We start from the raw sequence: 23659 nt of genomic DNA, 5'->3' as shown, positions 1-23659 counted from the left end.
AAAGCGTGAAAGGAATGCGGAATCAGGCGGCGCGTGCCGGGCGCTCAGGCTCGGCGGTCGACTCGCGCAGAGACAGGCGCGGCGGCAGCACGATGCGGCGCGCACGCGGCTCCTCCACGGGATGCCGCAGGGCGTTGTCGCCGAGATGCTCGAGCAGCGTCTGCGCGGTGGTCTCGCCGAGTTGGCGGATCGACTGGCCGACGGTGGACAGCGCCGGGTAGACGTAGCGGCTCAGTTCGATGTCGTCAAAGCCGATCACCGACAGCGTTTTCGGAACGGGAATGCCCAATTCGGCGGCGGCGCGCAGTGCCCCGATGCCCATCAGGTCGTTGCCGGCAAAGATCGCGGTGGGCATCTCGCCTTCGGTCAGCAGTTGGCGCGCGGCGCGGTAGCCGCCGGGGCTGGTGAAATCGCCTTCGGCAATGCGGGCAGAGGCTTCCGGCACGCCGGCTTCGCGCAGCGCGCGGTGGAAACCGGCCAGGCGCTCTGCCGTCACGCTCAGCGACGACGGCCCGCTGATGCAGGCGATGCGGCGGTGGCCGAGTTCCAGCAGATGCTTGGTCGCAATATAGGCGCCTTCTTCGTGGTCGACCTGCACCTGATCGGCCTGGATGCCTTCGGTGGGGCGGTCGACCATCACGATGGGCAGGGCGGATTCGCCAAGCGCTTCGATCAATGCCGTGTCGGGGCCGGCGCTGCTGACGATGATGCCGTCGACGCGTTTTTCCATCAGCACGCGCAGGTAGTCGCGCTGCTTGCGGGGGTCGTCGTCGGAGTTGCAGAGGATGACGCTGTAGCCGGCAGCAGCGCACACATCTTCAATGCCCCGCGCCAGCTCCGCAAAGTACGGGTTGGTGGCGGTGGGCACCAGCACGCCGATCGTGCGCGTGGTGCGGTGCTTGAGCGACCGCGCCACGGCGCTGGGCACATAGCGCGTGGCCCGGATGGCCTCTTCCACGCGCTTGCGCGTTTCGGCGTTGACCGGCCTTGTGTTGTTGATGACGTGCGAGACGGTGGTGAACGAAACTCCGGCCAGTGCGGCCACGTCCTTGATGGTTGCCATGACGATCTCCTCTGTCTCTCAATGGTGCTTGCTGCGGTTGCGCTTGCTGCGATAGGTATCCATGACCACGGCCGCGACGATGACCGCGCCCGTGATGATGCGTTTGGTGGGCTCGGAGGCGCCGATCTGCGCAAGGCCCGATTCGAGCACCGAGATGATCAGCACGCCGAACAGGGTGCGCACGACCGAGCCGCGCCCACCCATCAGGCTCGTGCCGCCGATCACCACGGCCGCGATCACCTGCAGCTCCATGCCCACGCCGGCGTTCGGATCGGCGGCTTCCAGGCGTGACACCTGGAACAGCGCAGCCAGGCCCGAGAGCAGCCCCATCAGCGCGAACACCGCAATCTTGTAGGGGCGGGGGTTCACGCCCGCCAGCCGCACAGCTTCTTCATTGGTGCCGATGGCCACCAGGTAGCGGCCGAACACGGTGCGCACCAGTACGATCTGGCCCACCACCGTGATGGCAATCGCAATCAGGAACGACGGCGCAATGCCCAGCGCGATGGGGTTGGCCAGCCAGTCGACCGCGCTGCCGATGTACACGGTGCGCGAATCGGTGAGGCTATAGGCGAGGCCGCGCGCCATTTCCAGCACGCCCAGTGACACGATGAACGACGGAATGCCCCAGTGCACCGTGACCGCGCCGGTCAGCATGCCGGCCGCCGTGGCCAGCGCCACGCCCGCCAGCGCTGCGGGCAGCAAGCCCCAGCCGAACTTGGTCATGGCCACGGACAGCACCGAAGCCGACAGCGCCAGCACCGAGCCCACCGACAAATCAATGCCGCCGATCATCAGGATGAACGTCATGCCCACCGCCATCACCAGCAGGTCGGGGATCTCGTTGGCGATGGTTGTGAACGTGGGCAGCGAGAAGAACGTCGGCGACAGCGTGCCGAACAGCACCAGCATGGCGACCAGCGCAGCGAGCAACCCGCCGATGGTGCCTAGCGACATGCCCAGCGCCGCGCGCGTGCCGGCGGTCCCTGCGGGCGGCGTCGGGGGCAGGGTGGAATCAGAGCGCATCAGCGGTCTCCGAGGGGGATTGAGGTGCTGGTGACTCGGCTTCTTCCGGTTCACCGAAGGCGGCGGCGAGCAGGGCGTCCTGGCTCCAGCCACCGCGCTGGAAGATGTGGGTGAGCCGCCCGGCGCGCATGACGCCGATGCGGTCACACAACTGCATGAGTTCGCGCAGATCGCTCGATACCACGACCAGTGCCTTGCCTCGCGCCGCCAGCGCCTCGAGCAGCGTGTAGATGTCGAACTTGGCGCCCACGTCCACACCTCGCGTGGGCTCATCGAACAGCAGCACGGGCGTGTCGCGCTCCAGCCAGCGGGCGATGGCCACCTTCTGCTGATTGCCGCCGGACAGTTCACCCACCGGCTGCTCCGGACCCGCGCACCGGACCCGCAGGGCGCCGATGTGCCGCTGCGCCAGCGCACGCTCTTGCGCGGGTTGCAGCCATCCGCGCTTCGTGACGCCCGGCATGTTGCCCAGTGCGATGTTCGTGGCGATGGGCAGGCTCAGCATCAGGCCTTCGTCCTTGCGGTCTTCGGTGAGCAGGCTGATGCCGTGGCGTACCGCATCGCCGGGCGAGCGGATGCGCGCAGGTGCCAGCGGCGAGCCCACTTCGACGGTGCCCGCGTCTGCGGGGTCCGCACCGAAGATCAACCGCAGCAGTTCCGTGCGCCCCGCGCCGACCAGCCCCGCGATGCCGAAGATTTCCCCCGGCGCGACGTCAAAGCTCACATCGCGCACGGCCGGCGCACGCGTAAGGCCGGTCACCCGCAACGCCGGTGAGCCGTCACCGGGCCACGGCGCGCGCGTGGTGCGTTGCGTTTCGGATGCGGCGGCCACGTCGCGGCCGACCATCGCCTGGATCAGCGCGTCCTGCGTAACCGTCGCAGCCGGCGCATCGGTCACGAGCTTGCCGTCACGCAGCACGACGATGCGATCGGCAATGCGCGCGAGTTCGTCCAGGCGGTGAGAGATGTAGATGATGGCCACGCCTTCGCGGCGCAGCGCGTCGATGCGCTCGAATAGCGTGGCGCTCTCGTGCGCGCTCAGCATTGCCGTCGGCTCGTCGAGGATCAGCACACGGCATGCGCTGGCCAGCGCGCGGGCAATCTCGATCATCTGCCGGTGGCCGATGCCGAGCGTCTGGACGGGCGTCCACGGGTCGAGGTCTAGGCCGACGCGCGCGAGCGCTTGTTCGGCCCGCTGGCGCAACGCAGAGCGATCCACAAAACCGAGCCGCCGGGGCAGGTCGCCAAGGAACAGGTTTTCGGCCACCGTCAGCGTCGGCACCATGCTCAGTTCCTGTAGCACCATGCGTACGCCCAGCGCTTCGGCCGCGTTGCGTGAATGGGGTGCGTACAGCGCGCCGGCCAGCGTCATCGACCCGGAAGTCGCCGTCTCCAGCCCGCAGAGGATCTTGGAGAGCGTGCTCTTGCCGGCGCCGTTCTCTCCCGTGAGCGCAAGCACCTCGCCCGCGTGCACGTCGAGATCGATATCTCGAAGCACGGGGGCGGCGTAGTGCTTGCTGAGCGCGGAGACGCGCAGCAGCGGCGTGCGCGGTTCGTAAGCGGCAGACATGGCTGGCGGCGGCTGGCCGGTCTGTAGGATCAGGAACGCGTGACGAGGTTGACCGGTGTCTCGACGACACCTGACAGCTTCGCCTGCGGCGTCTTGGAGGCCAACGCCTTCAGGGCGGTCTCAATGCCATAGACGGCTTGCTGGTCGGCGTGCTGATCCGCTGTCGCAATCACACGCCCGTCAGCCAGCATGGCCTTGATGGCGTCGATGTTGTCATAGCCGCCAATCAGCACCTTGCCCAGCTTGCCGGCCGCGCGCACCGCCGATACGGCGCCGATCGCCATGTTGTCGTTGCCGCACAGCAGCGCCTTCAGGTTGGGCTCGGAGCGCAGCATGGCGGCCGCCACTTTGTTGCCCTTGTCGATTTCCCACTCGCCCGACTGCACGCCGGCAATCTTCAGCTTGGCGGCTTCGGCCGCGTCCTTGAAGCCGGCGGTGCGCTGCTGGGCATTGGTGGTGGTCGGAATGCCCTCGATGATGCCCACGGCATCGCCGGGCTTGAGCGACTTGGCAACAAAGTCGCCCACCAGTCGCGCACCCTTGCGGTTGTCCGGCCCCACGAAAGGCACGTTAAGGCCTTTTTCCTTGAGCGCCGCCGGGTCGAGCCGGTTGTCGATGTTGATGACGAGAATGCCCGCGTCCACGGCCTTCTTGACGACCGGCACCAACGCCTTGGAGTCGGCCGGCGCCAGCACCAGCGCGTCCACACGCGCGACGAGCATCTGCTCGACCAGGCGGATCTGCCCGGCGGTGTCGGTTTCGTCGCGAATGCCGTTGGTCAGCAGCGTGTACTCCGACGCGTGGTCCTTCTGATGCTTGCGCGCGCCGTTCTCCATGGTGAGGAAGAACTCGTTGGCGAGCGATTTCATGACCAGCGCAACCTTGGGAGGCTGGTTGGCGGCGTGCGCCAGCGAAAACGGGAACGGCAGAGCAGCAGCGACAGCAGAGCCCACGCCAAGGTGCAAGGCGCGGCGACGGCGGATATCCATGGTGTCTCCTCCAGGAAGAGGCCTGTCTGGGGCGGGTGGGTGCGAGGCGTCGCTGCCATGTCACGCCGTAAGGCATTCCTAAGGGCAATCGCGCCTCGCTCTTCGCAAACGTTTGCGTATCTAACAGTCTCGGCTACCGCGTAACAGATGTCAACGAAATTGCGCTTTTCACCGCATAAGGAAAAACCCGCAGTGACTCGGCGCCAGAGACGACATCCAAGTTGCGCTGCGGGAACGGCTGGATAGCCCTATCGGACGTGGTTGATTGTTTTAGTCCACAATACGGCCTGCCGCGTGGCCACCCCGTTTTTCGGGCTCTGCAAATCCCCTTGCTGCGACGCGGAATCCCCCGACACCTTAGTTGACCGATTTTGTCGGGTTCCTTTATACTTGAGCAAAACGATCAGGTATTTCCCCGACGCCATGAGATTGACCACCAAAGGCCGCTTCGCGGTCACCGCCATGATTGACTTGGCGCTACGCCAGGAGCAGGGCCCGGTCACGCTGGCTGGCATCAGCCAGCGTCAGAAAATTTCGCTGTCGTATCTGGAGCAGCTGTTCGGCAAACTGCGCCGCCACGAAATCGTGGAGAGCGTGCGCGGTCCGGGCGGCGGCTACAGCCTCGCGCGCCGTGCCGACGACGTGACCGTTGCCGACATCATCATTGCCGTGGATGAGCCGCTCGATGCGACCCAATGTGGCGGGAAGGGCAACTGCGGCGGCGAAGAGCATGTCGGCGGCCATACGGGCCGCTGCATGACGCACGACCTGTGGGCCACCCTCAATCAGAAGATGGTCGAGTATCTCGATTCGGTGTCGCTGCAGAACCTGGTCGATCAGCAACGCGAGCGTCAGCCCGAAGTGATCCAGGACATGCGTGAAGCGCGTCCGGCTCGCCGCGAACGTGCTCCGGCACGCGCACGCACCGTCGACGCGCCCGCCGCCACCTCGGTCGCCGCCGAACCGGTCAAGCGCGCCCCGCTGGTCAACTCCGTTTTCAGTCTGGCGCAGTCGTAATTGCGCCAGCGTGCTGCTGGCCACGACGCCGGCGTCACACAAGAACATCGCCCCCCACATAAGGCAGACAAGATATGAGCACCCTGCAGCTTCCCATCTACATGGACTATTCCGCGACGACGCCGGTGGATCCGCGTGTGGTCGACAAGATGATTCCGTATCTGCGCGAGAGTTTCGGCAATCCGGCCTCGCGCAGCCACCCGTTTGGTTGGGAAGCCGAAAAGGCGGTCGAGACCGCGCGCGAGCAGGTTGCCGCGCTGGTGAATGCCGACCCGCGCGAAATCGTCTGGACGTCCGGTGCCACCGAGTCCGACAACCTGGCGATCAAGGGCGCAGCGAACTTCTACAGCAGCAAGGGCAAGCACATCATCACCGTCAAGACCGAGCACAAGGCTGTGCTGGACACGACGCGTGAGCTGGAGCGCCAGGGCTTCGAAGTGACGTACCTGGACGTGAAGGACAACGGCCTGATCGACATCGAAGTCTTCAAGCAAGCGATCCGCCCCGACACCATCCTCGCCTCGGTAATGATGGTGAACAACGAGATTGGCGTCATTCAAGACATCGAAACGCTGGGCGAAATCTGCCGCGAGAAGGGCGTGATCTTCCACGTCGATGCTGCGCAGGCGACGGGCAAGGTGGAAATCGACCTGCAGAAACTGAAGGTTGATCTGATGTCGTTCTCGGCACACAAGACGTATGGCCCGAAGGGTATCGGCGCGCTGTACGTGCGACGCAAGCCGCGTATCCGCATCGAAGCGCAGATGCACGGCGGCGGCCACGAGCGCGGCATGCGTTCGGGCACGCTGGCCACGCACCAGATCGTCGGCATGGGTGAGGCTTTCCGCATCGCCAAGGAAGAAATGGCGACCGAGAACGAGCGCATCCGCATGCTGCGCGATCGCCTGTACCGCGGCCTGAACACGATGGAAGAGGTGTACGTGAACGGCGACATGGAAGCCCGTGTGCCGCACAACCTCAACATCAGCTTCAACTTTGTGGAAGGCGAGTCGCTGATCATGGCGATCAAGGACGTCGCCGTGTCGTCGGGCTCGGCTTGCACGTCGGCCTCGCTGGAGCCGTCGTACGTGCTGCGCGCCCTGGGCCGCAACGACGAACTGGCACACAGCTCGATCCGCTTCACGGTGGGCCGTTTCACGACCGAAGAAGAAGTCGATTACGTGGTCGAGCTGCTCAAGAGCAAGATCGGCAAGCTGCGCGACCTGTCTCCGCTGTGGGAGATGTACAAGGACGGCGTGGATCTGAACAGCATTCAATGGGCGGCGCACTGAGCGCGGCGTTTGACGAATAACAGGCGCCCCCGCGCCAGCCAACGATTGAAAGAGGTGTGAAATGTCTTACAGCAACCAAGTTCTGGACCATTACGAAAACCCGCGCAACGTCGGTTCGTTCGAGAAGGGCGACGACACGGTCGGTACCGGCATGGTCGGCGCGCCGGCTTGCGGCGACGTGATGAAGCTGCAGATCAAGGTCAACGAGCAGGGCGTGATCGAAGACGCAAAGTTCAAGACCTATGGCTGCGGTTCGGCTATCGCTTCGTCGTCGCTGGTGACGGAATGGGTGAAGGGCAAGACGTTGGACCAAGCGCTGGAGATCCGCAACACCGCCATCGCTGAAGAGCTGGCCCTGCCGCCGGTGAAGATCCACTGCTCGATCCTGGCTGAAGACGCCATCAAGGCGGCCGTGGCCGACTACAAGGAAAAGCACGGTTCGGCCGAGCAGAAGGCTGCTTGAGCCCGTTTGGATAGAAAGGACGCAGCATGATCACCCTGACCGACAAGGCCGCGCAGCACGTTTCCCGCTACCTGACCCGCCGTGGCAAGGGCGTGGGCCTGCGCGTGGGCGTGAAGACCACGGGCTGTTCGGGCCTCGCCTACAAGCTCGAATACGCAGATGAGATTGCCGCCGAAGACCAGGTCTTCGAATCCAACGGCGTCAAGGTGATCGTCGATCCGAAGAGCCTGCCGTACATCGACGGCACCGAGCTGGACTACGCACGTGAAGGGCTGAACGAAGGTTTCCGCTTCAACAATCCCAACGTGAAGGACGAATGCGGTTGCGGCGAGTCGTTCCGCGTGTGAGCGGGGCACATTGAAGCAAGCGATTGTCGGTTTCGAGCGGGACGAGGAGGGCCACTGGGTCGCCCGTCTCGCCTGCGGACATGGGCAGCACATGCGTCACGATCCGCCCTGGCAGCTGCGGCCCTGGACACAAACCCACGCCGGGCGGGCCAGCAAGATCGGCGCGGTGGTGGAGTGCCTGAAGTGCGACCGGGGTGAGCCGGTCGAATAAGGAACACGAAGGAACACGAGGCGGCGCGGCCGCTTTTTTTATTCATGAATTCCGGTTTGTCCGCAAACGCCACGCATTTTTCCCTCTTCGGCCTGCCCGAACACTTCGAGGTCGACGAAGACGCGCTGAACGCTGCCTATCGCACCGTGCAGTCGCAGGCGCATCCCGATCGTTACGCCCACGCAGGTGACGCCGAGCGCCGCGTCGCCATGCAATGGGCCACGCGGGCCAACGAGGCCTATCAGACGTTGCGTGATCCGCTCAAACGGGCGACGTATCTGCTGCACCTGCGCGGTATCGACGTGCAGGCCGAGAACAACACGGCCATGCCGCCTGCGTTTCTGATGCAGCAAATGGAATGGCGCGAAACGCTCGGCGACGCCAAGGCCGAGCGCAACGTGGATGCGCTGGACGATTTGCTGACCATGCTGCGCAAGGAAAAACGTACGCGTTATCAGGCGCTGTCCGGCCTGCTCGGTAACGATGGCAACACCGCGGCGGCAGCCGATGCCGTGCGCCAACTGATGTTCATCGAAAAGATCGAACGCGACACCGCCGAGGCTATCGACCGGCTGGACGACTAGAACCCAGAATTTGCGACAATGTTGGGTTTGCCCCGGCAGGCAGCCCATCCGCGCAATCGAGACATCCCCATGGCTTTACTGCAGATTTCCGAACCTGGCGAATCGCCCGCACCGCACCAGCGCCGTCTGGCGGTCGGCATCGATCTGGGCACGACCAACTCGCTGGTGGCTTCCGTGCGCAGCAGCGTGCCGGAAGTGTTGCCCGATGATCAGGGGCGCCCGCTGTTGCCCTCCGTGGTGCGCTATCTGCCCTCGGGCGGCGCCCACATCGGCTACAAGGCGCAGGCCGAAGCCGTGCGCGACCCGAAAAACACCATCATCTCGGTCAAGCGTTTCATGGGGCGCGGCCTGAAGGATGTCGCCCACATCGAGAACACGCCGTACGACTTTGTCGACGCGCCCGGCATGGTGCAGTTGAAGACCGTGGCCGGCGTGAAAAGCCCGGTGGAAGTGTCGGCGGAGATTCTCGCCACGCTGCGGCAGCGCGCGGAAGATACGCTCGGCGATGAGCTTGTCGGCGCCGTCATCACCGTGCCGGCGTACTTTGACGATGCGCAGCGCCAGGCCACCAAGGACGCCGCCAAGCTGGCCGGCCTGAATGTGCTGCGTCTGCTGAATGAGCCGACCGCGGCTGCCATCGCCTACGGCCTGGACAACGCCGCCGAAGGCATTTACGCCGTCTATGACCTGGGCGGCGGGACGTTCGACATCTCGGTGCTCAAGCTCACCAAGGGCGTGTTCGAGGTGATGTCGACGGGCGGCGACTCCGCGCTCGGCGGTGACGATTTCGACCAGCGCGTCGTGTGCTGGATCGTCGAGCAAGCCGGTCTGCAACCGCTCTCGGCCGAAGACACGCGCCTGCTGTTGAACAAGGCGCGCGCCGCCAAGGAATGGCTCTCCACCGCTGACAGCACCGAGATTGACGCGATGCTCTCCACCGGCGAGACCGTGCATCTCGTGCTGACCGCCGAGACCTTCACCGAACTGACCGCCAATCTCGTGCAAAAGACGCTGTCGCCGGTGCGCCGCGCATTGCGCGATGCAGGCGTGACAGTGGAAGACGTGAAGGGTGTCGTGCTGGTGGGCGGCGCAACGCGCATGCCGATCATCCGTCGTGCCGTGGGGCAGCTGTTTGGCCGCACGCCGCTCACGAACCTCGATCCGGACCAAGTGGTCGCCATTGGCGCTGCCATGCAGGCCAACCTGCTGGCCGGCAACCGTGCGCCGGGCGAAGACTGGCTGCTGCTCGACGTGATCCCGCTGTCGCTGGGTGTCGAGACGATGGGCGGCCTGGTCGAGAAGATCATCCCGCGCAACAGCACGATTCCCGTCGCGCGCGCGCAGGAATTCACCACGTTCAAGGACGGCCAGACGGCCATGGCGATCCACGTGCTGCAAGGCGAGCGTGAACTCGCGAGCGATTGCCGTTCGCTGGCGCGTTTCGAGTTGCGCGGCATCCCGCCGATGGTGGCCGGCGCTGCTCGCATCCGGGTGACGTATCAGGTCGATGCCGACGGGTTGTTGTCGGTGTCCGCACGCGAGACGGTGTCGGGCGTGGAAGCGTCGATCACTGTCAAGCCGTCGTACGGTCTGGCCGATGACGATGTCGCGCGCATGCTGCAGGAAGGTTTCCAGTCCGCCGAAGACGACATGCGCCGTCGAGCGCTGGCGGAGGAGCGTGTTGAGGCCGAGCGCCTGCTGGAGGCGCTGTCGCAGGCGCTGGCCGCCGATGGCGATCTGCTGTCGCCCGAGGAGCGTGCCGCCATCGACACCGAAATCGCCGCACTGCGCACCACCATGCAGAGCGAAGACCACCGCGCCATCAAGGACGCCGTGGATGCCCTCTCGCATGGCACCGACGAATTCGCCGCACGCCGCATGGACCGCGGCATTCGCAAGGCGCTCGCCGGCAAACGTATCGAGGAGCTCGGCTGATCGCCGATCGCATCTCCCCAAACACACTTATCGAACGAGTTTCTTCATGCCACACATCGTCGTCCTTCCTCACGTCGAATACTGCCCGGAAGGGGCCGTGATCGAAGCCAAGCCCGGCACGACCATCTGCGATGCGCTGTTGGGCGCTGACATCGAGATCGAGCATGCATGCGAGAAGTCGTGCGCCTGCACGACCTGCCACGTGATCGTGCGCGAGGGCTTCAATTCGCTGGATGAGGCGACCGAGAAGGAAGAGGATCTGCTCGACAAGGCCTGGGGCCTGGAGCCGAACTCGCGCCTGTCCTGTCAGGCCAAGGTGGCGGAGACGGACCTGACCGTCGAGATTCCGAAGTACACGATCAACCACGCCAAGGAAAACCACTGAGCCGACCGGCCAGCGGAGGAGGGAGCCCATCATGAAATGGAACGATATCCAGCAGATCGCGGAAGCGCTGTACGACAAATACCCTGACGTCGATCCGACGCGCCTGAACTTTGTCGACCTGCACAACAAGGTCGTCACCCTGGAAGGCTTTGACGACGACCACAAACGTGGCGGCGAGAAATTCCTCGAAGCCATCCAGCAAGCCTGGATCGACGAAGCGGAATAAGCGCGTAGCCTCAATAAAACGCATGCGCATGAAAAAACCGGCCCGACGGCCGGTTTTTCTTTTGGGCGAAGGCGACGCCGGATTAACCGGCCACCAGCGTCCCGTTCTCGACATGGACACGTTCGCCTGCCTGGAAGCCCGGGGCAGCCTTGTACATGAAGCTGCGCGTCGTGCCGTTGTCCATGCGAACGTTCACGCGGTACTCGGTATCGCGGTGGTAGTAATTTTCTGCCACGTGGCCGCCGTAACCGCCTGCCAAGGCGCCGCCGACTGTCGCCAGCGTACGGCCATTGCCTCGGCCAACCTGATTACCCAGCAGCCCGCCCACCACAGCGCCACCGATCATGCCGAGGCCGGTTTCCTTGCCTTGCGTGGTGATCGGGGTGACCGACGTCACATGGCCGGCATAGGGGCTGGCCGACTGGCGCGGCTGGGTTTGCGCATAGCTCGGGTTGGCCGAAGGGGCGCGCTCGGCGTACGACGGCTCGCGGACGCGCGCCGGAGCGGGCGCGACGTTTTGTGCCGGATACGGAGCAGCCTGGTTCGGTTGCGTCGTCTGGCCCGGTGCAGCCAGCGCCATCGGGGCCGAAGCGCCCGGCATGGCCGCTGCCGACTGGGCTGCCACATTCGGGTCCGTGCTGCCCTGCGTCGCCTTCGAGGTGGGCAGCACGCCGGTAATGGCGGCCACTGCCGTCAGGCTGGCGATGATCACGGCGACAGCGGCCGTCGTCATCAGCGGATGCATGCGTCGCGACGACGACGGGACTTGACCCGGCGACGTGCCGCCGTATTGCTGACCTTGGTTCGGTTGGATGTTGTTGTTCATCTTCGTTCTCCTGCGGCCCGTGATTGGTTCATGTTGCGGCCTCTCGATGATCACAGTGTGGTTCATCGCCCAAACGGATGCCGTTTTAATTTGTAAGCATCTGTACCGAGAGTTTTCCTTTAAAAATCAGGTGTTTACCGACATTTGATACAGTTTGTGGAAGCGGGGCGATGTTACAAATAGCGGGGTGGGCGCGCGTTTTGCGCCTTCGGGGGCAACAAAAAACGCCCCCGAAGGGGCGTCTTTCGAAGGCGATCGACCGAACCGATCAGTCTTCCCGGCGCAGGTGCGGGAAAAGGATCACGTCGCGGATGTTCGGGCTGTCGGTGAGCAGCATCACCAGACGATCGATGCCGATGCCGCAGCCACCGGTCGGGGGCATGCCGTATTCCAAGGCGCGGATGTAGTCGGCGTCATAGAACATGGCTTCTTCGTCGCCGGCGTCTTTCTGTTCGACCTGCTTGCGGAAGCGTTCGGCCTGGTCTTCCGGATCGTTCAGCTCCGAGAAGCCGTTGGCGATTTCGCGGCCGGTGATGAACAGCTCGAAGCGCTCGGTGATGCCGGGCAGCGTGTCGGAGCCGCGCGCCAGCGGCGACACTTCGACCGGGTAGTCGATGATGAACGTCGGCTCCCACAGTTGCGACTCGGCGGTTTCTTCAAACAGCACAAGCTGCAGGGTACCCACGCCGGCGTTCAGGAATTGCGGCGCGTTGGTGTCGATCTTGAACTTCTTGAGCTCGGCGCGGAGGAAGTCGACATCCGCCAGTTGCGCGTCGGTGTATTGCGGCGCGTACTTCTGGATTGCCTGGCAGATGGTCAGGCGATGGAACGGCTTGGCCAGATCCAGCTCGCGGCCCTGGTAAGTGAGCGTGGCGGTGCCCGAGGCGTCGATGGCCGCTTGGCGGATCAGCTGCTCGGTGAAGTCCATCAGCCAGCGGTAGTCCGTGTAGGCCGCGTAGAACTCCATCATCGTGAACTCGGGGTTGTGTCGTGGCGACACGCCCTCGTTACGGAAGTTGCGGTTGATCTCGTACACGCGTTCGAAGCCGCCGACGATCAGGCGCTTGAGGTACAGCTCGGGCGCGATGCGCAGGAACATCTGCATGTCCAGCGCGTTGTGATGCGTGATGAAGGGCTTGGCTGCCGCGCCGCCCGGAATCGGGTGCAGCATCGGCGTCTCGACTTCCATGAAACCGTTGCCGGCCATGAAGTTGCGCAGCGACGCCATGGCCTTGGTGCGGGCGCGGAACGTGTCGCGCGTTTCCTTCGAGACGATCAGGTCGACGTAGCGCTGGCGGTACTTCTGTTCCTGGTCGGCCAGGCCGTAGTAGTCGCCCGGCAGCGGGCGCAGGCTCTTCGAGAGTAGGCGCAGTTCCGTCACGGCCACCGACAGTTCGCCGGTCTTCGTCTTCATCAGCGTGCCGCGTGCGGCCACGATATCGCCCAAGTCCCACTTCTTGAAGCTGGCGTAGACGTCTTCGCCCACGGCGTCGCGGCTGATGTAGAACTGGATGCGGTCGGTGCTGTCCTGCACGGTGGCAAAGCTCGCCTTGCCCATCACGCGCTTGAGCATCATGCGGCCGGCAATGGCCACCTGCACCGGTTCGGCTTCCAGGGCGGCCTGTTCCAGCTCGCGGTACTTGGCTTGCAGATCACCGGCATGGTGCGTCGGGCGGAAATCGTTCGGGAACGCGACGCCTTGCTGGCGGATCTCCGCGAGTTTCTCGCGGCGTTCGGCGATGATCTTGTTGTCGTCCTGCGCCGGCACGGCGGCCGCGGTATTCGATTCGGCCGGGTTGTTCTGTTCGGTCATGATGGTGATGAGAGGAATGTCGGTTCAGGCGATGTTGCGCAGGTCGTCCAGCTCGGTCGCGCCAAAGTCGGGGCGGACGAGGTAGGCGGCGATGCGCGCGGCGGCGTCTTGCGGCGAGACCAGCTCGCCATGCGCGTGCAGATCGCGGAAGCGCTGCACGCCGGCAAAGTCGGCGCCACGGATGGTGCGTTGCATGTCGGTGTCGATCACGCCGGGGGCCAGCGCCACGGCGCGCACGCTGGTGTCGCCATCGGCGTTGATGGCGCGCACGAACATGTCGAGCCCCGCCTTGCCGGTGCAATACGCCGCCCAGCCGGCGATCGGCCGGCGTGCTGCGCCCGACGAGATCGCCAGCACACGGCGCTGCGCGTTCCACGCGGCGGTGCCGCGCAGCAGGGCAGCAGTCAACGCCATCGGGCCGGCCAGGTTCAACTGCAGGTGCGGCAGCAGCGTATCGGCACGCAGCGTATCGATGGTGCCGATCGGCTCGACCGCGCCGGCGTTGAGCACCAGCGTCACGTTGGCAAAAGCGGGCAGGGCGGCGAGCGTCTTGGTCATCCAGGCCTCGGCGGCATGCGCGTCGGACAGGTCGACCTGGTGCCAGTCGAGCGTCACGCCGACGGCTGCCGCCTGCGCGCGCAATTCGGCGTTATCGCCGCGTGCGACGCAGATGAGGCGGTGGCCAGGTTGCATCAGCGCCTGGGCCAGCGCGGCGCCCAGGCCGCGCGAGGCACCGGTCAGGATGAACAGGGACGTGTCAGACATGGCAGTCGCTCAGGTTGGGCGCGGATCAGACGCCCTGTTTCAGGCTCGCCTGGATAAACGGGTCGAGGTCGCCGTCCAGCACCTTCTGCGTGTTGGAGATTTCCACGTTGGTGCGCAGGTCCTTGATGCGGCTTTGGTCCAGCACGTACGAGCGGATCTGATGGCCCCAGCCTACGTCCGTCTTGGCGGCTTCCTGCGCGTCGGCAGCAGCCTGGCGCTTGCGCAGTTCGTGCTCATACAGACGCGACTTCAGCATCGTCATCGCTTCGGCGCGGTTGCGGTGCTGCGAGCGGTCGTTCTGGCATTGCACGACGATGCCGGTCGGGATGTGCGTAATCCGCACGGCCGAATCGGTCTTGTTGATGTGCTGACCGCCCGCGCCGGAAGCGCGATAGGTGTCGACGCGCAGATCGGCCGGGTTGACCTCGATCTCGATCGAATCATCGACTTCCGGATACACGAAGATCGACGAGAACGACGTGTGGCGCCCGCCTGCCGAGTCGAACGGCGACTTGCGCACCAGGCGGTGCACGCCGGTCTCGGTGCGCAGGAAACCAAACGCGTATTCGCCTTCGACCTTGATCGACGCGCTCTTGATGCCGGCCACGTCGCCTTCGGACTCTTCCAGCACTTCGGTCTTGAAGCCCTTGCGTTCGCAGTACTTCAGGTATTGGCGCAGCAGCATCGATGCCCAGTCGCACGCTTCGGTGCCGCCGGCGCCGGCCTGGATGTCGATGAAGCAGTTGGCGGCGTCCATCGGGCCGGAGAACATGCGGCGGAATTCCATGTCTTCGACAATGGCGCGCATGCCTGCGGTGTCGGCCTCGATGGCTTCGATGGTGTCGTCGTCGCCTTCTTCGCGGGCCAGCTCGAACAGCTCAGCGCCGCCGGTGAGGTCTTCGTCGAGCTTGGTCAATGCCAGCACGACGGTTTCAAGCGACTTTTTCTCGCGGCCCAGTTCCTGGGCGCGTTTGGGATCGTTCCAGACCTCGGGGTTTTCGAGTTCTTTATCGACTTCAACTAGACGTTCAGATTTGACGTCGTAGTCAAAGATACCTCCGAAGGTCGTCGGCGCGCGACTTCAGGTCGGCCAACGTGTTCTGGATGGCATTAAGGCGTTCTGCTTCCATGGTGCAAAAATCCGGTCGGAAACCGGAAATTATAGCGGAATCAAGGGGTTTTCCGCCCGCGTAGACCGTCAAAACCGCCATTTTCCGGACGGGCGCGGCGGGATTTCTGTGGCGGCCACAGGCGTCCCGCCTCGCTTCGGTTAGCATGACGACCAGTCCACATGGCTTTTGGCGCTGTCCGATGATCATCCGCTCGCTGCTCGATACCGACCTGTACAAATTCACCATGATGCAGGTGGTGCTGCATCACTTTCCCGGTGCAAACGTCGAATACCGCTTCAAGTGCCGCAACGCGGGCGTCGATCTGGTGCCGTTCATTGAAGAGATCCGCGCCGAGATCCGCCACCTTTGCACCCTGCGCTTTACCGATCCGGAGCTGGATTACCTGCGCGGCATGCGCTTCATCAAGAGCGATTTCGTCGATTTTCTCGGCCTGTTCCATCTCAACGAGAAGTACATCGACGTGCGCCGTGCACCGAGCAACGACGGGCAGATCGAGATCGTCATCGCGGGGCCGTGGCTGCACACGATCATGTTCGAGGTGCCGGTTCTGGCCATCGTCAACGAGGTGTTCTTCAGCCGCACGCAGACGCACCCGCAGTGGGAGGAGGGCAAACGCCGCCTGACCGACAAGCTGGCGTCGCTCAAGCGCCCCGGCCTGGAGGACTGCCGCATTGCCGACTACGGCACGCGCCGCCGCTTTTCGCACACCTGGCACGAGCATGTGCTGCTGGAGACGCGTGCGCAGCTGGGCGCCCAGTACGCCGGCACCAGCAATGTCCACTTCGCCATGAAGCACGGCATGACGCCGCTCGGCACGATGGCGCATGAATACCTGCAGGCCTGCCAGGCGCTGGGCCCGCGCCTGCGCGATTCCCAGACCTTTGCGCTGGAAACGTGGGCCAAGGAATATCGCGGCGATCTTGGCATCGCGCTGTCGGATACCTACGGCTTTGACGCCTTCCTGCGCGATTTCGACATGTTCTTCTGCAAGCTCTTCGACGGCGTTCGCCATGATTCCGGCGACCCGTTCGAGTGGGGCGAACGCATGCTCAAGCATTACGACGACATGCGCGCCGAGCCGAAGTCCAAGGCGCTGATCTTCTCCGACAGCCTCGACATGCCCAAGGTCATCGGCCTGTATGAGCGTTTCCACGGTCGCTGCAAGCTGGCGTTCGGCGTCGGGACCAATCTGACCAACGACCTGGGCTACACGCCGCTGCAGATCGTCATCAAAATGGTCCGCTGCAACGGCCAACCGGTGGCCAAGCTATCGGACGCGCCGGAGAAGACGATGTGCGACGATCCGGCCTACCTCACGTATCTGAAGCAGGTCTTTGGCGTGCAATAAGGCTCACGCCGGCGCCGAATAAGTTTCAACGGCCGTGGCGGATCGCGCGGAAAGCGGCTCGTATAATCGATCGATCTTTCGGAGCCGCCATGGAATCACAACCGGACACCCCCGTCGACCCGCTCGACACGAGCCGCGCACGCGACGCCATCTTTGCCCGCATCCGCAATGCGCAGCATCGTCCCGCGCAACCGACGCAGGGTGAGCGCGACGCCGTGGCGGATTACCTCGCGCGCCACCCTGCCGGCCCGCGCCCGCCGGTGCCGGAAAATCTGGCCGCGCATTTTGCCGAGCAGGCGCTGAAGATGGCCTCCACGCTGGAGTCGGTGGAGGCGCTGTCCGACGTGCCGGGCGCGGTGGCCCGCTACTTGTCGGGGCTGAACCTCCAGCCGCAAGCCGTGGCCTGGACGACATTGCAATCGCTGGACTGGGCGGCGGCCGGTATCGGCATCGAATTCCGTCCGCCCGTGCGTGAGGCGCAAGCCGATCGGGAACACGGCGATCTCGTCGGCATTACGGGCTGCTTCTGCGCAATTGCCGAGACGGGCTCGCTGATGCTGCTGTCGGGGCCGGAGAATGTCGCCTCCACGGCGCTGCTGCCCGAGACGCATATCGCCGTGGTTCCGCAGTCGCGCATCGTCGCCACGCTGGAAGACGCCTATGCGCTGATGCGCGCAGAGCGGGGCGAGCTGCCGCGCGCCACCAACGTCATCAGCGGGCCGTCGCGCACGGGCGATATCGAGCAGACCATCGTGCTCGGTGCACATGGCCCGTATCGCGTGCACGTGATTGTTGTGACGACCGCCTGACGCGGCGTCCTGGGCGCGTTGGCCCATCAAACATCCGTGGACGTTTAGGAGGCAACAGACCTCGGGCGTTTACACTGGCGTCTTTGTTTGTGGCGCGGCGGCGTTTGCTGCGCCCGCGCTTAGGAGAACGCCGACGTGAAACGCCTCTGGCCCCTTGTCTTCCTGTTTGTCTGTGGCCTGGCGCGCGCCGCTGATGTGAACGGCGCGGAATTGTCCCTGCTCTGGGGTGTGCCATTCGCGGGCATCCTGCTCTCGATTGCGATCGCACCGCTCCTCGTGCCCAAGCTGTGGCACGACCATTACGGCAAGATCGCAGCGGCCTGGGCGTTGGCGCTTCTGGTGCCGTTCGGGATCGCGTTTGGCACGGAGGCGGCCATCGCTTCCGTCAATCACGCGGCTCTTGCTGAATACATTCCCTTCATCGCGTTGATCGCCGCTCTGTATGTTGTTGCGGGCGGTATCTGCATTCGCGGCAATCTGCATGGCACGCCAAAGCTCAATACGGGGTTGATCGCGCTTGGCACGGCGCTGGCCAGCATCATGGGGACGACCGGCGCCGCGATGCTGCTGATCCGGCCTTTGCTGCGCGCCAACGAGGCACGCCGGCATCGGGCGCACGTCGTCGTGTTCTTCATCTTCCTGGTGGCCAATGCCGGTGGGGCGCTCACGCCGCTGGGCGATCCGCCGCTGTTCCTCGGCTTCCTGCAAGGTGTCGATTTCTTCTGGACCACGCAGCATCTGTGGCGCCAGACGCTGACGATGTGGGTGTTGCTGCTGGCGATCTTCTTCCTGATCGATAGCTACCTCTATCGCACGGGCAAGGAAGAACTGCCCAACATCACCGACGCCACGCCGGACGATGCAGGCCCGCTGCGCTTCGAGGGCAACGTCAACTTTGTACTGCTGGCAGGCATTCTCGGCCTCGTGCTGATGAGTGGGCTGTGGAAGCCCGGCATCGTCTTCTACGTGATGGGCACGGAGGTGCTGCTGCAGAACGTGGTGCGCGACATCGGGCTGGTCGCCATCGCGCTGTTTTCGTTGTGGCTCACCCCGGCAAGCGCACGCGCCGGCAACGAGTTCAACTGGGAGCCCATCCTGGAAGTCGCCAAGCTGTTTGCCGGCATCTTCATCACCATCGGGCCGGTCATTGCCATGCTCAAGGCCGGCGTGGACGGCCCGTTCGCAGGCATCGTCCATCTCGTCAACGACAGCGCGGGCCAGCCGAACAACGCGATGTACTTCTGGGCGACGGGGTTGCTGTCGTCGTTCCTCGACAATGCGCCGACGTATCTGGTGTTCTTCAACACCGCCGGCGGTGACGCCTCCATGCTGATGAGCGAGGGCGCGTCCACGCTGGCCGCGATTTCCGCCGCGGCCGTGTTCATGGGCGCCAACACCTACATCGGCAACGCGCCCAACCTGATGGTCAAGGCCATCGCCGAAAGCCGCGGTCTGCAGATGCCGAGCTTCTTTGGCTACATGCTGTGGTCCGTGTGCATTCTTTTGCCGATTTTCGTTCTGATGACCTTCGTCTTCTTCCGCTAACCGAACGTGTGCTGAACGTATGAAACCCGGAATCCTTGTCACCCGCGCGATGTTTCCCGAAGTGCTCGAGCGCTTGCGCGAGACCTTCGACGTGATCGACAACCAGGCGGACATCGAGTATCCGCCCGAAGCGCTGGCCGAGCGGCTGCAAGGCCGCGTGGGCCTGCTGTCCAACGCGGCCGACACCATTAACGCCGAGTTGATCAGCCGCGTGCCGACGCTGCGTGCGGTGTGCAATATGGCCGTCGGCTACAACAACTTCGATCTTGCCGCGATGACGCGCGCGGGCATCCTGGCCACCAACACGCCGGACATCCTGACCGAGACCACCGCCGATTTCGGGTGGGCCTTGCTGATGGCCGCCGCACGCCGCGTCTCCGAGTCAGAGCGCTGGCTGCGTTCGGGGCAATGGAAGCGGTGGACTTACGACATGTTCCTCGGCGCGGAGGTGTATGGCAGCACGCTGGGCATTCTCGGCATGGGCCGCATCGGCCAGGCGCTGGCGCGGCGCGCGAGCGGCTTCTCGATGCGCGTGATCTATCACAACCGCAGCCGGCTTTCGCCCGAAGTCGAGCAGGGCACGCGCGCCACCTATGTCAGCAAGGACGATTTGCTGAGGCAGGCTGATCACCTCGTGCTGGTGCTGCCGTATTCCAAGGAAAGCCATCACGCCATCGGTGCGGCCGAGTTGGCACAGATGAAGCCGACCGCCACGCTGGTCAACCTCGCGCGCGGCGGCATCGTCGATGACGCCGCATTGGCGCAGGCGCTGGCGGAGAAGCGCATCTTTGCCGCCGGCCTGGACGTGTACGAAGGTGAGCCTAAGGTGCATCCGGCATTGCTGGACGCCGAGCACGTCGCGCTCACGCCGCACATTGCCAGTGCCACCTTGGGCACGCGCCTCGGCATGGCCAACCTGGCGGCCGACAACCTTATCGCGGCGCTGGGCTTCGGCCCGCGCGCGGGGCAGCCGCCCAACTTGTTGAACCCGGATGCGCTGGCGCAGCGCGCATCCTCCTGACCGAACGCTGATATGGACTGGTTGGCTTTATTGACGTTGCTGGGCGTGGCCGTGGTGGTCGCGCTGTGCGTGCTGATCTGGCGCGGCGTGTCTCGCCCGGCGCAGAGCGATGTATCGCCGATGCTCGCGGCGCTGCAAGATGGGCTCATGCGGGAACTCACGCGCGGCAACGAACGCATCGAACGCGAACTGCGCGGCGAAATCGCCGAGACGGCGCGCATCGGCCGCAGCGACGTCACGCAACAACTGGGGCAGTTCCAGCAGGTGCTGGCCACGCAGCTCACCAGCGTCGCCACGCTGCAGAACAACCAGATCGACACGTTCGCGCAGCAGCTCACCAAGCTGACCGAGACGAACACGCAGCAGCTCGAGGCCGTGCGTCAGAACCTGCAGCAGCAAGCCCAGCAGGCACGCGAAGAGCAGGGCAACGCGCTGCGTCGATTTGGCGAGACGATGCAGCAGCAGCTCGCCCAACTGGGCGAGGGCAACGAGCGCCGTCTGGCCGAGGTGCGCGCCACGCTGGAGCAGAAGCTCAAGGACATCGAGGCGAACAACGCGACCAAGCTCGACGAGATGCGCCGCACCGTCGATGAAAAGCTGCACGCCACGCTGGAGCAGCGCCTGGGCGAATCGTTCAAGCTGGTGTCGGATCGGCTTGAACAGGTCCATCGCGGGCTGGGCGAAATGCAGGCACTGGCCCAGGGCGTGGGCGACCTGAAGAAGGTGCTGACCAACGTGAAGACGCGCGGCACCTGGGGGGAAGTCCAGCTCGAGATGCTGCTGGAGCAGATGCTGACGCCCGAGCAGTACGACAAGAACGTCGAGACCGTGCACGGTACGGGTGCGCGCGTGGAATTTGCCATCCGCCTGCCCGGCAAGACCGATGCCGATCACGATGCCACCGTCTGGCTGCCGATCGACGCCAAGTTCCCGAAAGAGCAGTACGAGCGCCTGCTCGACGCACAGGAACGTGCCGATGCCGAAGCCGCTGCCAGCGCGAGCCGCGAGCTGGAAGGCGCGGTGCGCAAGGAGGCGCAGACCATCCACGAGAAGTACATCGCGCCGCCGGCTACGACCGACTTCGCCATCCTGTTTCTGCCGACGGAAGGCCTCTACGCAGAAGTGCTGCGCCGCCCGGGCCTGACGGACGAACTGCAGCGCAAGTTCCGCGTGACGGTGGCGGGCCCGACCACGCTCACCGCGATCCTCAACAGTCTGCAGATGGGCTTCCGAACGCTGGCGCTGGAAAAGCGCTCCAGCGAAGTCTGGCAAGTGCTCGGTGCCGTGAAGAGCGAGTTCGGGAAGTTTGGCGACGTGCTGGCCGCGACGAAGAAAACGCTGGAGCGCGCCGTCAGCAACATCGAGCAGGCCGAGGTGCGTACGCGACAGATGAACCGCAAGCTCAAGGCCGTGGAGGCGTTGCCGAGCGATTCTGCGCAGAGCGTGCTGGGGCTGGAGACCGCCGTGCCGCCGGACGAGGAAATCGAGGGCGATTAAGACCGGTCTAACCGGGCCATCAGCAAAAGAAAAGGGGCGGATATTCCGCCCCTTCTTTGTGGACCTCGGAAGCGATCAGGCTTCTTCCGGCACGTCGCGCAGCAGGATCTCGATGCCGCCAAAGCGCTCGGCGACCCAGTTGTAGGCATGGCAGGCGAGCCACAGCGCGCCAAAACCGACCAAAGCATTGAGAATCAGGCCGCTGAGCACGACGATCGTCGGCAGTTCACCGTAGCGGACAAAGCCGACGAAGAAGAACAGCCCCACGACCGGCAGCGAGAAACAGAGATACACCAGTACCAGCGCGCGGGCGGTATGGGCCGGGTGAAGATACGCAATCTCCTTGGTCATCATGGCAGTGCTCAGGCTCAAATCCGAAACAATCAAACTGGCGCAGAGTGTAGCGAATCGACCGGTGCGCCGATACCCGCAGCCCGGAGGTGACGCAAAAAACCGACAGCATGCGGTGTTGCTGTCGGCACAAAAGCCGCTGTCGCCACGCCGCCTAGACGAGACCGTCGAATAGCAGGACCTGCACGCTGTCTCCGGCGTTGACCTGGCCCTGTTCGTGGGCGAGCACGACGAAGCAATTGGCTTCGCTCATGGAACGCAGCACGCCGGAGCCCTGCTGGCCGGTCAGGCGGACTTCGAGCTGGCCGCGATCGTTCAGCGCGGCGATTGCACGCTGATATTCCGTGCGCCCGGGCCGCTTGCGGATCGGGGCGGCGCTCACGGCCGGCACCAGCGGTGCGCCGGCGTCGGTGGCGCCCATCATGCGCAGCAGCGCGCCACGCACGAAGTGATAGAACGTCACCATCACCGCTACCGGGTTCCCGGGCAAGCCAAAGAGGAACGCGCTGTGGCCATTTGACGCGATGCGTCCGAACGCCATCGGTCGGCCCGGGCGCATGGCGATCTTCCAGAACGTCACGTCGCCGAGCTTGGCCATCATCTGTTTGGTGAAGTCCGCTTCGCCGACGGAGACACCGCCCGAAGTGATGATCGCATCGGCGTTTTCGGCGGCGGTGCGGAAGGCGGTTTCGAGCGCCGCCGGGTCGTCGCGTACGACGCCCATGTCGAGCAATTCCACGCCCAGGCGCGAAAGCATGCCGTGCAGCGTGTAGCGGTTGGAGTCGTACACGCAACCGGCGTCGAGCGGTTCACCAATGGAGCGAAGCTCGTCGCCGGTCGAGAAGAACGCCACGCGCAGCTTGCGGCGCACCGACACCTCGGCGATGCCGAGCGAGGCCAGCAGACCGATATCGGCCGGGCGCAGTGTTCGGCCGGCGGACAGTGCGGCGCTGCCACGCGCGAGGTCTTCGCCGCGCAGACGGCGGTTGTCGCCGGCGCGCACGGCATCGCGGGCAAAGCGGACGGTGTTGGCATCGCCTTGCGTGAACTCCTGCGGGATGACCGTATCGCAGCCCGCCGGCATGACGGCACCGGTCATGACGCGCACGGCTTCGCCCGCGCCGGGCGCGCCGTCAAAGGCGACCCCCGCGTATGCCGTGCCGATCACGCGCAATGAGACTTCGCCTGCGTCGCCGGCCAGTTCCGCGCCGGCAAAGGCGAAGCCGTCCATCGCCGAGTTGTCGTGCGAAGGCACGTCGATGGACGACAGCACGTCTTCAGCGAGCACGCGGTCCAGCGCGCTGCGAATGGGCACGCGGGCAACGCCCGTCACGGGCTGCACGAAGTCGCGCATGATGGCTTGCGCTTGCGCGACGGGCAGGGCATTCGGATCGTAATCGGACAGACACGAAACGACGGAGGCGAGGGTGGTCATGACGTCGA

General features: G+C 64.7%; 24 protein-coding genes. 14 read left to right on the top strand and 10 right to left on the bottom strand.

What is annotated here, in order from left to right; genetic code table 11:
• Positions 1–22: 22 nt before the first annotated feature.
• The 4 genes from R2676_RS08540 to R2676_RS08525 are packed head-to-tail and all read right to left on the bottom strand — an operon-like array spanning position 23 to position 4648.
• Complete coding sequence (locus tag R2676_RS08540) at positions 23–1063, bottom strand: LacI family DNA-binding transcriptional regulator (RefSeq protein WP_102064843.1); 1041 nt, start codon at positions 1061–1063, stop codon at positions 23–25.
• A gap of 18 nt (positions 1064–1081) precedes the next feature.
• Positions 1082–2089, bottom strand: a complete 1008-nt coding sequence (locus tag R2676_RS08535) for an ABC transporter permease (RefSeq protein ID WP_206275536.1) — start codon at positions 2087–2089, stop codon at positions 1082–1084.
• A complete protein-coding gene (locus tag R2676_RS08530; protein WP_206275535.1) occupies positions 2079–3659 on the bottom strand; it encodes a sugar ABC transporter ATP-binding protein in 1581 nt (526 codons plus the stop codon). The genes R2676_RS08535 and R2676_RS08530 overlap by 11 nt, the downstream gene beginning before the upstream one ends.
• A gap of 29 nt (positions 3660–3688) precedes the next feature.
• Complete coding sequence (locus R2676_RS08525; RefSeq protein ID WP_102064846.1) at positions 3689–4648, bottom strand: sugar ABC transporter substrate-binding protein; 960 nt, start codon at positions 4646–4648, stop codon at positions 3689–3691.
• Between the two features lie 423 nt (positions 4649–5071).
• On the opposite strand from R2676_RS08525, the gene iscR reads away from it, so the two are divergent.
• The 9 genes from iscR to iscX all read left to right on the top strand — a co-directional run bounded on the left by iscR (position 5072) and on the right by iscX (position 11108).
• Entirely contained in the window at positions 5072–5665 is a 594-nt protein-coding gene (gene iscR, locus R2676_RS08520; protein WP_027677787.1) for a Fe-S cluster assembly transcriptional regulator IscR, read from the top strand.
• A 74-nt stretch (positions 5666–5739) separates the two neighbouring features.
• Positions 5740–6957, top strand: a complete 1218-nt coding sequence (locus tag R2676_RS08515; protein ID WP_027677786.1) for an IscS subfamily cysteine desulfurase — start codon at positions 5740–5742, stop codon at positions 6955–6957.
• Between the two features lie 61 nt (positions 6958–7018).
• Positions 7019–7420 (top strand): Fe-S cluster assembly scaffold IscU, encoded by a 402-nt coding sequence (iscU, locus tag R2676_RS08510; protein WP_004635709.1) that lies wholly within the window; start codon positions 7019–7021, stop codon positions 7418–7420.
• Between the two features lie 26 nt (positions 7421–7446).
• Entirely contained in the window at positions 7447–7767 is a 321-nt protein-coding gene (iscA, locus tag R2676_RS08505) for an iron-sulfur cluster assembly protein IscA (protein WP_027677785.1), read from the top strand.
• 10 nt (positions 7768–7777) lie between these two features.
• Positions 7778–7978, top strand: coding sequence for a DUF3565 domain-containing protein (locus tag R2676_RS08500; RefSeq protein ID WP_206275534.1), 201 nt, complete (start codon positions 7778–7780; stop codon positions 7976–7978).
• Positions 7979–8022: 44 nt separating this feature from the next.
• Positions 8023–8562, top strand: a complete 540-nt coding sequence (gene hscB / locus R2676_RS08495) for a Fe-S protein assembly co-chaperone HscB (protein WP_206275533.1) — start codon at positions 8023–8025, stop codon at positions 8560–8562.
• Positions 8563–8631: 69 nt separating this feature from the next.
• The gene (gene hscA / locus R2676_RS08490; protein WP_206275532.1) at positions 8632–10497 is read left to right on the top strand and encodes a Fe-S protein assembly chaperone HscA; all 1866 of its coding nucleotides are present in this window, start codon (positions 8632–8634) and stop codon (positions 10495–10497) included.
• Between the two features lie 46 nt (positions 10498–10543).
• Positions 10544–10882 (top strand): ISC system 2Fe-2S type ferredoxin, encoded by a 339-nt coding sequence (gene fdx / locus R2676_RS08485; protein WP_206275531.1) that lies wholly within the window; start codon positions 10544–10546, stop codon positions 10880–10882.
• 31 nt (positions 10883–10913) lie between these two features.
• Positions 10914–11108, top strand: a complete 195-nt coding sequence (gene iscX, locus R2676_RS08480; protein WP_009238557.1) for a Fe-S cluster assembly protein IscX — start codon at positions 10914–10916, stop codon at positions 11106–11108.
• An 82-nt stretch (positions 11109–11190) separates the two neighbouring features.
• On the opposite strand, the gene R2676_RS08475 is transcribed toward iscX, so the two are convergent.
• From R2676_RS08475 to prfB, 4 genes are all read right to left on the bottom strand, one after another.
• On the bottom strand, positions 11191–11934 hold the full coding sequence (locus R2676_RS08475) for a glycine zipper 2TM domain-containing protein (RefSeq protein ID WP_206275530.1): 744 nt from the start codon (positions 11932–11934) through the stop codon (positions 11191–11193).
• 268 nt (positions 11935–12202) lie between these two features.
• Positions 12203–13747, bottom strand: coding sequence for a lysine--tRNA ligase (gene lysS, locus R2676_RS08470; RefSeq protein WP_147214205.1), 1545 nt, complete (start codon positions 13745–13747; stop codon positions 12203–12205).
• Positions 13748–13771: 24 nt separating this feature from the next.
• Complete coding sequence (locus tag R2676_RS08465; protein WP_206275529.1) at positions 13772–14512, bottom strand: SDR family oxidoreductase; 741 nt, start codon at positions 14510–14512, stop codon at positions 13772–13774.
• 25 nt (positions 14513–14537) lie between these two features.
• Positions 14538–15642, bottom strand: a protein-coding gene (gene prfB / locus R2676_RS08460; RefSeq protein ID WP_102064856.1) for a peptide chain release factor 2 whose coding sequence is annotated in 2 segments (ribosomal slippage) — positions 14538–15560 and positions 15562–15642 — 1104 coding nt in all. Because the reading frame shifts where the segments join, the coding sequence is not laid out codon by codon here.
• Positions 15643–15823: 181 nt separating this feature from the next.
• Here prfB and pncB point away from each other — a divergent pair.
• The 5 genes from pncB to R2676_RS08435 all read left to right on the top strand — a co-directional run bounded on the left by pncB (position 15824) and on the right by R2676_RS08435 (position 21865).
• Positions 15824–16993, top strand: a complete 1170-nt coding sequence (gene pncB, locus R2676_RS08455; RefSeq protein WP_206275528.1) for a nicotinate phosphoribosyltransferase — start codon at positions 15824–15826, stop codon at positions 16991–16993.
• A gap of 89 nt (positions 16994–17082) precedes the next feature.
• Entirely contained in the window at positions 17083–17802 is a 720-nt protein-coding gene (locus tag R2676_RS08450; protein WP_206275527.1) for a LutC/YkgG family protein, read from the top strand.
• 135 nt (positions 17803–17937) lie between these two features.
• Positions 17938–19347, top strand: a complete 1410-nt coding sequence (locus R2676_RS08445; protein ID WP_206275526.1) for a sodium:proton antiporter — start codon at positions 17938–17940, stop codon at positions 19345–19347.
• A gap of 19 nt (positions 19348–19366) precedes the next feature.
• Positions 19367–20368 carry a 2-hydroxyacid dehydrogenase gene (locus tag R2676_RS08440; protein WP_206275525.1) on the top strand — a complete coding sequence of 334 codons (1002 nt, stop codon included), beginning with the start codon at positions 19367–19369 and terminating at the stop codon, positions 20366–20368.
• A 12-nt stretch (positions 20369–20380) separates the two neighbouring features.
• Complete coding sequence (locus R2676_RS08435; RefSeq protein WP_206275524.1) at positions 20381–21865, top strand: DNA recombination protein RmuC; 1485 nt, start codon at positions 20381–20383, stop codon at positions 21863–21865.
• 75 nt (positions 21866–21940) lie between these two features.
• Here the strand turns inward: R2676_RS08435 and R2676_RS08430 are convergent, their stop codons facing one another.
• Together R2676_RS08430 and moeA are read right to left on the bottom strand one after the other, a co-directional pair.
• On the bottom strand, positions 21941–22219 hold the full coding sequence (locus R2676_RS08430) for a hypothetical protein (protein WP_004635681.1): 279 nt from the start codon (positions 22217–22219) through the stop codon (positions 21941–21943).
• 151 nt (positions 22220–22370) lie between these two features.
• Positions 22371–23651, bottom strand: coding sequence for a molybdopterin molybdotransferase MoeA (gene moeA / locus R2676_RS08425; protein ID WP_206275523.1), 1281 nt, complete (start codon positions 23649–23651; stop codon positions 22371–22373).
• Positions 23652–23659: the final 8 nt, after the last annotated feature.

It is taken from the genome of Ralstonia flatus (assembly GCF_958439105.1).
GTDB classification, from domain to species: domain Bacteria; phylum Pseudomonadota; class Gammaproteobacteria; order Burkholderiales; family Burkholderiaceae; genus Ralstonia; species Ralstonia flatus.
Note: the sequence above shows the minus strand (reverse complement) of the source record. Positions and strands in the feature narration are given on the sequence as shown.